The 9,462-nt window shown below is 70.3% G+C and carries 7 protein-coding genes; 3 read left to right on the forward strand and 4 right to left on the reverse strand.

The annotated features are described in order from the left end of the window. Positions 1 to 4 precede the first annotated feature (4 nt). The 3 genes from ACRDP3_RS19555 to ACRDP3_RS19565 all read right to left on the reverse strand — a co-directional run bounded on the left by ACRDP3_RS19555 (position 5) and on the right by ACRDP3_RS19565 (position 3,193). Positions 5 to 841, reverse strand: a complete 837-nt coding sequence (locus ACRDP3_RS19555) for an ABC transporter permease (protein WP_431518262.1) — start codon at positions 839 to 841, stop codon at positions 5 to 7. After that, positions 838 to 1,839 carry an ABC transporter ATP-binding protein gene (locus tag ACRDP3_RS19560; protein WP_431518266.1) on the reverse strand — a complete coding sequence of 334 codons (1,002 nt, stop codon included), beginning with the start codon at positions 1,837 to 1,839 and terminating at the stop codon, positions 838 to 840. The genes ACRDP3_RS19555 and ACRDP3_RS19560 overlap by 4 nt, the downstream gene beginning before the upstream one ends. An 82-nt stretch (positions 1,840 to 1,921) precedes the next feature. After that, positions 1,922 to 3,193, reverse strand: coding sequence for an NYN domain-containing protein (locus tag ACRDP3_RS19565; protein WP_431518267.1), 1,272 nt, complete (start codon positions 3,191 to 3,193; stop codon positions 1,922 to 1,924). Between the two features lie 254 nt (positions 3,194 to 3,447). Between ACRDP3_RS19565 and ACRDP3_RS19570 the strand changes: the two genes are divergently transcribed. Continuing rightward, positions 3,448 to 3,624, forward strand: coding sequence for a hypothetical protein (locus ACRDP3_RS19570; RefSeq protein ID WP_431518263.1), 177 nt, complete (start codon positions 3,448 to 3,450; stop codon positions 3,622 to 3,624). Between the two features lie 154 nt (positions 3,625 to 3,778). Here the strand turns inward: ACRDP3_RS19570 and dnaE are convergent, their stop codons facing one another. Continuing rightward, positions 3,779 to 7,312, reverse strand: a complete 3,534-nt coding sequence (gene dnaE, locus ACRDP3_RS19575) for a DNA polymerase III subunit alpha (RefSeq protein ID WP_431518264.1) — start codon at positions 7,310 to 7,312, stop codon at positions 3,779 to 3,781. Positions 7,313 to 7,494: 182 nt separating this feature from the next. Between dnaE and ACRDP3_RS19580 the strand changes: the two genes are divergently transcribed. After that, the gene (locus tag ACRDP3_RS19580; RefSeq protein ID WP_431518265.1) at positions 7,495 to 8,838 is read left to right on the forward strand and encodes a DUF2252 domain-containing protein; all 1,344 of its coding nucleotides are present in this window, start codon (positions 7,495 to 7,497) and stop codon (positions 8,836 to 8,838) included. A gap of 85 nt (positions 8,839 to 8,923) precedes the next feature. Continuing rightward, positions 8,924 to 9,462: hypothetical protein (locus ACRDP3_RS19585; protein WP_431518268.1), on the forward strand; the 539-nt coding region annotated here is incomplete at its 3' end.

Consider the following 9,462-nt stretch of genomic DNA (forward strand, 5'->3'; position numbering starts at 1 on the left):
CTCCTCAGCGCACCGCCGCCCGGCGGTACGCCCACGTCGCGACGGCCAGCGAGATCACCCCGACCGCGGCGCACACGCCCAGGTCGAGCACGGCCTGTCCCCACTCGGGCCGGGTCTGGAAGGCACGGGCCAGCGCCTCCACCCCGTACGTCGAGGGCAGCAGGTCCCGCACCCAGCCCACCGGCTCCGGCAGCCGGCTGCCGGGCAGCACGCCCAGCAGCAACGCGGCGGACATGCCCAGCTGGCCGCAGAGGGTGGCGAGTTCGGGTTTGGGCGCCAGCAGCCCGAGGGCCGCGCCGAGCCCGGCCAGCGCGGCACCGGCCAGCGGGATGACCGCCCCCAGCACCCACAGCCCGCCCAGCGGCAGTTGGTAGAGCACCGCGCCCGCGACGGCCGTCACCACCACACCCGGCACGGTGAAGGACGCGTACGCGCCCGCCGCGCCCAGTACGACGGCCGCCGGGGGCACCGGCAGTGTCGCGTAGTGGTCGAGCCCGCCGCCGGCGCGCAGCTGCCCGAAGTGCTGGGCGAGCAGATTCAGCGCCACGAAGGCCACCACGAGGACGCTCGACCCGGCGACCACCGCCCGCGCCTCCGCACCGGCGTCGACCACGCCCCGCATCAGCACCATGATCCCCAGCGACTGGAAGGTCGCCACGAACAGGAGCGGGATGCGGGCGACCCGGGCCCGGGAGAGCTGCGCCCGGTAGACGGCCGCCAGCGAGGGCCACAGGCGTGCCCGGGCGGCGAGCGGGGCGGGCACCGCCGCGCCCGTGTCAGGCTCGTCCGCGCGCGCCCGTGCCGTGGCCTGCGCGGCCCGCGTCGTCGCGACCGTACTCACACCTTCACCAGACCTTCCCCGCTGCCGCCCAGCGCCAGATACACGTCCTCCAGGCTGGGCGTGGAGAGCGAGAAGTCGTCGAGTGCCGCGAAGGCCGGACCGGTGGTGACGGCGGTGACGGCCGCGCGGGCGGCGTCCGGGCCGAGGCGCAGCGTCCAGCGGCGCCCCGAGACCGTGGCGTGCCCGGCGAGCGCGGCGACCTGCGGTACGTCCAGTGGTGCGCTCTCGCGCCACACCAGGTCCAGCCGCACGTCCTCTCCCACCTTCGCCTTCAGACCACCGGGGGTGTCACAGGCGATCACCCGGCCGCGGTCCAGCACCGCGACCCGGTCCAGCACCGTCTCGGCCTCGATGACGTTGTGCGTCACCAGCACCACCGTGGCGCCGTGCTCGGCGCGCCGCCGGTTCACGGCCGCCCACACCGCACGCCGGGCGAGCGGGTCCATGCCCGTCGTCGGCTCGTCGAGTACGAGCAGGGGCCTCTCCCCCACCAGTGCCGCCGCGACGCAGGCCAGTCGCCGCTGCCCGCCGGAGAGCTTCTTCAGCGGGCGTCCCGCGAGGGGGCCCAGGCCCAGCTCGTCCAGAACCGTGTCACGCTCCCGGCGCGCGGTGGCGGCGTCCAGCCCGCGCAGTCGCCCCGTCGTCTCCGCGGCGAGGGCGACGCTCAGCTCGTCCAGCGCGCCGGACTCCTGACCCAGATAGGCCAGCAGCCGCGACGCGCGCTCCGGGTGCCGCACCAGGTCGTGACCGAGCACCTCGATGCCGCCCGTGTCGGGCCGCAGCAGCCCGGTGAGTTGCCTGACCAGGGTGGATTTACCGGCTCCGTTCGGGCCGAGCAGTCCGAAGAGCTCGCCGGCCCGCACCTCGAGGGTGACCCCGTCGCAGGCCCGTACGGGTGGCGTAGCGGTGGTCCCGCGCCGCCGCCTGATCGCGGGATAGGTCTTGACCAGGCCGGTTACGCGCACGGCGGCCCGCGTCCGCGTCTCGACGCTGTCCACCACCTGCCGTGTGCCGATTCCCACGAGCCACGAGACTACGCTGCCGCCGCGGCGCCCGGCCGACACGGGTGGCGCATCGGGGTCAGTCCGGGACAGAGGTGCCCTCGGCCGCCGCGGTCTGCGGGGCGGTGGCCGGGGTGGCCGGGGTGTCGACCTCACGCCAGAAACCCGCACGGATCGCGTACCGGTCGTGTTCGTCGATCTGGTCGTCCTTGTGCGCGAGCAGCCCGAACCGGGCCGCGTACCGGAGCAGTTCCCCGTCGATGCGGTGCGGGATGCGCGGATATTCGCGGGCGAGGGTCTGCACGTGTACGGGCGCGGTGAGCCGCTCCAGCCAGCGGCGGGCGAAGACCTGGCCTACCTCGAACGGGTCACCGCTGACGGCGGTGATGTCCTCCTCGCGGTCGGCCCAGCGCTGCTCGGCGGTCGTCAGCTGGGCCAGCATCGGCAGGGCGGCGATCTCCGGGCTCTCCCCGGTCGTCCCGCGCTCCACCCAGCCCCGGTCGGAGGACCAGCGGAGCGTGGCGCCCGGCGGGGTCACCTGAGCTGACTGCGGAGGCGTGGGGCGGCCGAGCCCGGCGAGGTCCTTGGGAGTGGGCACTCCGGTCGCCGTCTTCCCGGTGGCCGCAACGGCGTCCTGCTCCTCCGCCGGTACGGGCGGGGGCGCTGCCGGGACCTCGGCCGGCTCGGGAGCGGCGGCCGGGGGCGCGCTGCCGTTCTTGGCCGACTCGGGCAGCGGCGCCGAGAGGATCGCCGCGATGTCCGGGCGGGACGCGGACTGCGGGGCGCAGACGCCGGTGAGATCCTTGGCCCGTACGGCCGCGGTGATCCAGCTGCGGTCCAGCACGCGCCGCTCGTCGGCCTCGGCGACCAGGTCCTCGGACTGGTTGTAGTCACCGTCCGCCGCCTGTACGGCCCACAGGTGCACCGCGACACCGTGCTCCTTGGCCGACATCAGGCCCGGCAGCAGGTCTCCGTCGCCCGTGACGAGCACGATGTCGGCGCAGGCACGGTTGCGGGCCAGCTCGGTGAGTTCGGCGTGCATCGCCGCGTCCACGCCCTTCTGTGCCCACCGTCCCCCGTCACTCCGGGTCAGCGCCCCAAGCCGTACCGTGACCCGCGGCATCACACGCAGCCTGCGGTGTTCGGGCTGCGGCACCCGGTCGGGGGCACCGTCGAACCAGTAGATCCGCAGCAGATCGCACTGGGTGTCGGCCTCGGCGCGTTCGCGCAGACCCCGGATCAGGGCCGCATGGTCCACGCTGATCCGGGAGCGCGTCGGCTCTCCGGCCAGCAGACTCGCGGCGGCGCCCAACAGATACCCGGCATCCACCAGGACGACGCAGCGATCCACGTTCCACCCACTCTCGGTCACCCAGCACAGCCGAGGCTGCTTTCTCGCGCGTTTCTCGCCTATTTCCTCGAGTCTGCCCGACCGTACAGGGGTTATCAGCCGGGTCACGATCACCGGCGTGGCGGCACCGGCCCACAAAGGCATCGACAACGCGAAGAACCGCCGCGTTCGGGCCTATTGCCCGACATGCGTGCTTCATACCCACGTGCGAGGCTGATTTCGGCCCAACGTTCAACGGTCCCCAGGAGGCGATCATGGCCAAGGGCAGTAACCAAGACCGTAGTCAGCGGAAGACCGGGAGCGGGGAGCGCGAAGAGCGCAAGACCGAGGGCGGTGCTGCAGAGGGCCAGCAGCAGCGGCCCCCGGCGGGAAGAACCGTCAGCCCCGCGGACGTGGCCCGCAAGCACCAGAGGCGCTTCGGCCACAACTGAGCCGCCGAACCCAACGGTCCGCACGATCCAGCAGATTCAACTGTGCCTTCGGCACCGCACATCGGCGCGCACGTCGGAGAGGGCGGCCCCAGCCCCGGGGCCGTCCTCTTCTCGCGCTCGCTTCCCGCGCCCCCGCGCCCGCCGGACGGGAGCCTCAGCGGGCCATGCAGGACGGGCCCAGCAACTCCTTGAGATCGCCGAAGAGTGCCGGGTCGGGCGTGACCCGGTGCCGGTCGAGCCGCAGGACCGTCGTCTTGCGCGCGCCCTGCAGCCGGACCCGTACCTCGCTGGAACCACGGTGGTGGGTGAGCACCTCGCCCAGCTTCTCCACCAGCGGTGGGGTGATCTTCACCGTCGGGATGGTGATCGTCACCGGCGCGTTGGAGGACGCCTCGCTCAGGTCCGGGATCATCAGCTCCATCGCGACCAGCCGCGGCACGTCCTCCCGCTTGTCCAGCCTGCCTCTGACGAAGACCACCGCGTCCTCGACCAGTTGGGTGGAGACCAGCTGGTAGGTGGCCGGGAAGAACATGCAGTCGATCGAGCCCGCCAAGTCCTCCACGGTGGCGATCGCCCAGGCGTTGCCCTGCTTGGTCATCTTGCGCTGCAGCCCGGAGATGATGCCGCCGATGGTGACGATCGCCCCGTCGGAGTAGTCGCCGCCGGTCAGCTGGGCGATGGCGGTGTCCGCCTTGTCGCTGAGGACGTGCTCCAGGCCGAAGAGGGGATGGTCGGAGACGTAGAGACCGAGCATCTCCCGCTCCTGCGCGAGCAGGTACGTCTTCTCCCACTCCTCCTCGGAGAAGGTCACATCCAGCCCGAAGCCCGGGGCGTCCTCCCCTGCGTCCGTTCCGAACAGGTCGAACTGTCCCTCGGCCTCCTTGCGCTTGACCTGGACCACGTTGTCGATCATCGGCTCGAACTGGGCGGTCAGCCCCTTGCGGGTGTGACCCAGTTCGTCGAAGGCGCCGGCCTTGATCAGCGATTCGACGGTGCGCTTGTTGCAGACGACGGCCTCGACCTTGTCGAGGAAGTCGGGGAAGGAGGTGTACTTCCCCTTCGCCTTGCGGCACTTCACGATCGAGTCCACCACGTTCTGCCCGACGTTGCGCACCGCCGTCAGGCCGAAGACGATGGTGTGATCGTCGCTGGAGGTGAAGTTCGCCTCCGACTCGTTGACGTCCGGCGGCAGCACCTTGATGCCCATCTTGCGGCACTCGTTCAGATAGACCGCCGACTTGTCCTTGTCGTCGCGCACCGAGGTGAGCAGCGCCGACATGTACTCCGCGGGGTAGTTGGCCTTGAGGTAGGCGGTCCAGTAGGTGACCAGCCCGTACGCCGAGGAGTGCGCCTTGTTGAACGCGTAGCCGGAGAAGGGCACCAGCACGTCCCAGACGGCCTTGACGGCCTCGTCCGAGTAGCCGTTGTCCCGCATGCCCTGCCGGAAGGGCACGTACTCCTTCTCCAGCACCTCGGCCTTCTTCTTGCCCATGGCGCGCCGCAACAGGTCCGCCTGCCCCAGCGAATAACCCGCCAGCACCTGGGCGGCCTTCTGCACCTGCTCCTGGTAGACGATGAGGCCGTGGGTGATGCCCAGGACCTCCTTGAGCGGCTCCTCGAGTTCCGGGTGGATCGGGGTGATCTCCTGCTGGCCGTTCTTGCGCAGGGCGTAGTTGATGTGGCTGTTCATGCCCATCGGGCCCGGCCGGTACAGGGCGCCGACGGCGGAGATGTCCTCGAAGTCGTCCGGCTTCATCATCCGCAGCAGCGAACGCATGGGCCCGCCGTCGAACTGGAAGACGCCCAAGGTGTCGCCGCGCCGGAGCAGTTCGAAGGTCTGGTTGTCGTCCAGCGGCAGATCCAGCAGCTTGAGGTCGACGCCCTTGTTCTTGCGGATCATCTTGACCGCGTCGTCCATGATCGTGAGGTTGCGCAGGCCGAGGAAGTCCATCTTCAGCAGGCCCAGCGCCTCACAGCTGGGGTAGTCCCACTGGGTGACGACGACGCCGTCGTTCTTGGGCGAGAAGACCGGCACGTGGTCGATCAGCTTCTCGCTGGACATGATCACGCCCGCCGCGTGCACACCCATCTGCCGCACCAGGCCCTCGATGCCCTTGGCGGCGTCGATGACCTTCGTGACGTCCGGCTCGTTCTCGTACATCCCGCGGATCTCGCCCGCCTCGCCGTAGCGCGGGTGGTCCTTGTCGGTGATGCCGGACAGCGGGATGCCCTTGCCGAGCACGTCGGCGGGCATGGCCTTGGTGATCCGGTCGCCCATCGCGTACGGATAGCCCAGCACCCGGGCCGAGTCCTTGATCGCGTTCTTGGCCTTGATGGTGCCGTAGGTGCCGATCATGGCGACCTTGTCGGCGCCGTACTTGTCCGTGACGTAGCGGATCACGTCGCCGCGCCTGCGCTCGTCGAAGTCGATGTCGACATCGGGCATGGAGAGGCGCTCGGGGTTGAGGAACCGCTCGAAGATCAGGCCGTGGGTGACCGGGTCGAGGTCGGTGATGCCCATGGCGTAGGAGACGATCGAGCCGGCCGCCGAACCGCGGCCCGGGCCGACCGCGATGCCGTTGTCCTTCGCCCACATGATGAAGTCGGCCACGACGAGGAAGTATCCGGGAAAGCCCATCGAGATGATGACGCCCATCTCGTACTCCGCGAGCTCCTGCCTGTCCTGTGGGACGCCGCCGGGATATCGGCGTGCCATGCCCCGCGTGACCTCCTCCTTGAACCAGGAGATCTCGTCGTATCCCGCCGGCACATCGAAGCGGGGCATCAGGTTCTGCGTCTCGAACATGCCTGTGGTGTCGATGCGTTCGGCGATCAGCAGCTGGGTGTTGCGGCAGCCCTGCTGCCAGGCGTCCGAGGAATCGATGGCATACATCTCCTCGGCCGACTTCAGGTAGTAGCCCGCGCCGTCGAAGCTGAAGCGGTCGGGGTCCGAGAGATTGCTCCCGGTCTGGATGCAGAGCAGGGTGTCGTGGGCCGCCGACTCCCGCTCGTAGGTGTAATGCGAGTCGTTGGTGACGACGAACGGGGCGTCGATCTTCTTGGCGACCTCTTCCAGACCGGCCCTCGCCCGCTTGTCGATGTCGATGCCGTGGTCCATCAGCTCGACGAAGAAGTTCTCCTTGCCGAAGATGTCCTGGAACTCTCCGGCGGCCTTGACCGCTTCCTCCAGCTGCCCGAGGCGGATCTTCACGCTCACCTCGCCGGAGGGGCAGCCCGTGGTGGCCATCATCCCCTTCGCGTACTCCGCCAGCAGCTCGCGGTCCATGCGGGGCTTGCGGAAGAAGCCCTCCAGGCTGGCGCGGGACTGGGCCCGGAAGAGGTTGTGCAGACCTTCTCCGTCGCGCGCCCACATCGTCATGTGCGTGTACGCGCCGTTGCCGGAGACATCGTCACGCTTCTGGTGCGGGGTGCCCCACTTGACCGGCCGCACGTTCCGCCGGTGGTCCGGGGCGACGTAGGCCTCGATGCCCATGATCGGAGTGACCCCGGCGCCCTTCGCCTGATGGAAGAAGTCATAGGCGCCGTGCAGATTGCCGTGGTCGGTCATCGCGATGTGCGACATGCCCATCTCGCCACAGGCCTTGAACATGTCCTTCAGCCGCGCCGCACCGTCCAACAGCGAGTACTGAGTGTGCACATGCAGATGTGTGAACGGCTGCTGGGTCACGGCGCGGGCCACCTCCGGGCACGGATGTTGCGGAACGGCTCGGAGTCTACGACCCGGCACCGACATCCGCGGGCCGCGCCGCCACGGCCCTCCGCGGGCACTCCCCCGCCACCCCGCGCGTTGACCGGTGCGAGAAGATCCCCGGAGACGTTTCCCCACTGTCGCACCCGGAAGGGCACCCCATGGCAACGCAGCAGGCCGGCACGGCGGACGCGCGCGGCGAGCGGATCCTCGAAGTCTTCGGCACCGCCTTCGGTGATCTGCTGGCCGCCGATCCGGCCGCCTTCCAGGTCAAGTTCCGCAAGATGGCCGCCTCCGCCTTCGCCTTCTACCGTGGCACGGCCTGCCTCTTCTACGCCGACGCCACCGCCTCCGACCAGCGGGGATTCCAGCAGGGCGATCCGTTCCTCGACGAGCGCACCAGCCGGGTGTGGATCCACGGCGACCTGCACGCCGAGAACTTCGGCACCTACATGGACGCCAACGGCCGCCTCACCTTCAACGTCAACGACTTCGACGAAGCCTTCGTCGGACCCTTCACCTGGGACCTCCAGCGCTTCGCCGCCTCCGTCGCGTTGCTCGGGTACACCAAGGCGCTCAGCGACGAACAGATCACCGGTCTGGTACGCGCGTACGCGGACTCCTACCGCCGGCGCATCCACGCGCTCGCCACCGACAGCAAGGACGACGAAGGCCCCGCGCTCACCCTCGACACCGCCCGCGGCCCGGTCCTCGGCGCACTGCGCTCGGCCCGCTCCAACACCCGCTTCGAGCTGCTGGACAGCATGACGGAGATTCGCGACTGGGAGCGCCGGTTCACCCCCGGCGGCGGCACCATCGAGCTGGACTCCGCCACCCGCCGCAAGGTGCTGGACGCCTTCGACTCCTATCTCGGCACCCTCCCCGGCGCGACCCGGTTCCGGTCGGACGCCCACCGTGTCAAGGACGTCGTCGGGCGCCGCGGCATCGGCATCGGCAGTGCGGGCCTGCCGTCGTTCAACGTCCTCCTGGAGGGCCACAGCGACGCCCTGGAGAACGACCTGGTGATCTACATGAAGCAGGCGCAGACGCCCGCCGTCTCGCACCACATCACCGACCCCGAGATCCGCGACTACTTCCGCCACGAGGGCCACCGCACGGTGATCTCGCAGCGCGCGCTCCAGGCGCACGCCGACCCCTGGCTGGGCTGGACCGAGCTGAACGGCACCGGCCAGCTGGTGGCCGAGGTCTCCCCGTACGCGGTCGATCTCGACTGGTCGGATCTCGACGACCTCGCCGAGATCACCCAGGTCGTCGGCGACCTCGGCCGGGCCACCGCCACCATGCACGCCGCCGCCGACGACGAGAGCGGCCACTCGCTGGTGCCCTTCTCCACGGAACGCGCCATCGACGCGGCGATCGCCGCGGACGAGGAGGGCTTCCCGCAGCTGCTGGTCGACTTCGCTCACCTGTACGGCTCGACCACCCGCCGCGACCACCAGATCTTCGTCGACCTCTTCCGCAACGGCCGGATTCCCGGTCTGTAGTGCCCCTGGCCGACGCCGGGAAATCGGTGGGACACCTTTAGCGACCCCTTACCTCTCTTCGTGACACACTCGTCCGGCGATGGACATCGACAGGACGGGCACGGCGGGCATACGGACAGCGCGGGCGGGCGTCTTCACCGCGCTGTGCGTCACGCTGTCCGCAGGCGCCCACGTCCTGCTCTCCGGCGCGCCGCTGCCCCTCACCCCGCTGCTGGCCGTCTCCGGCATGATCTTCCTGCTCGCCTTCGCGCTGGCCGGACGCGAGCGCCGCTACGGGCGCATCGCCGCCCTGCTGATCCCGCTGGAGCTGCTGGCCGACACCGTCTTCACCAGCGGCCAGCACACCTGTTACGGGCAGACGGGCGGCCCCGTGACCGGGCCGCTGCGCTCGGTCGGGGTGGATCTGCTGTGCGGCGGCGGCAGCCTCGGCACTCCACTGGCCCGGGTCGCGGCGGCTCAGGGCGACCAGAGCGGTCGCGGTGCCCAGGCGCTGCCGCCGGGCGCGTGGGGCACCGATCCGTCGACGACCCCCTGGCTGCTGCTCGCCGCGCACATCGGCGTCGGGCTGCTGGCCGCCGCCTGGCTGCGGCGCGGCGAGGCGGCACTGGCCCGGCTGCTGCGGGC

It is taken from the genome of Streptomyces sp. (assembly GCF_050698815.1).
Taxonomy (GTDB): Bacteria; Actinomycetota; Actinomycetes; order Streptomycetales; family Streptomycetaceae; genus Streptomyces.

Coding starts and splice junctions, on each gene's coding strand:
- ACRDP3_RS19570 (WP_431518263.1), top strand. CDS start 3,448: ATGGCCAAGGGCAGTAACCAAGACCGTAGTCAGCGGAAGACCGGGAGC.
- ACRDP3_RS19580 (WP_431518265.1), top strand. CDS start 7,495: ATGGCAACGCAGCAGGCCGGCACGGCGGACGCGCGCGGCGAGCGGATC.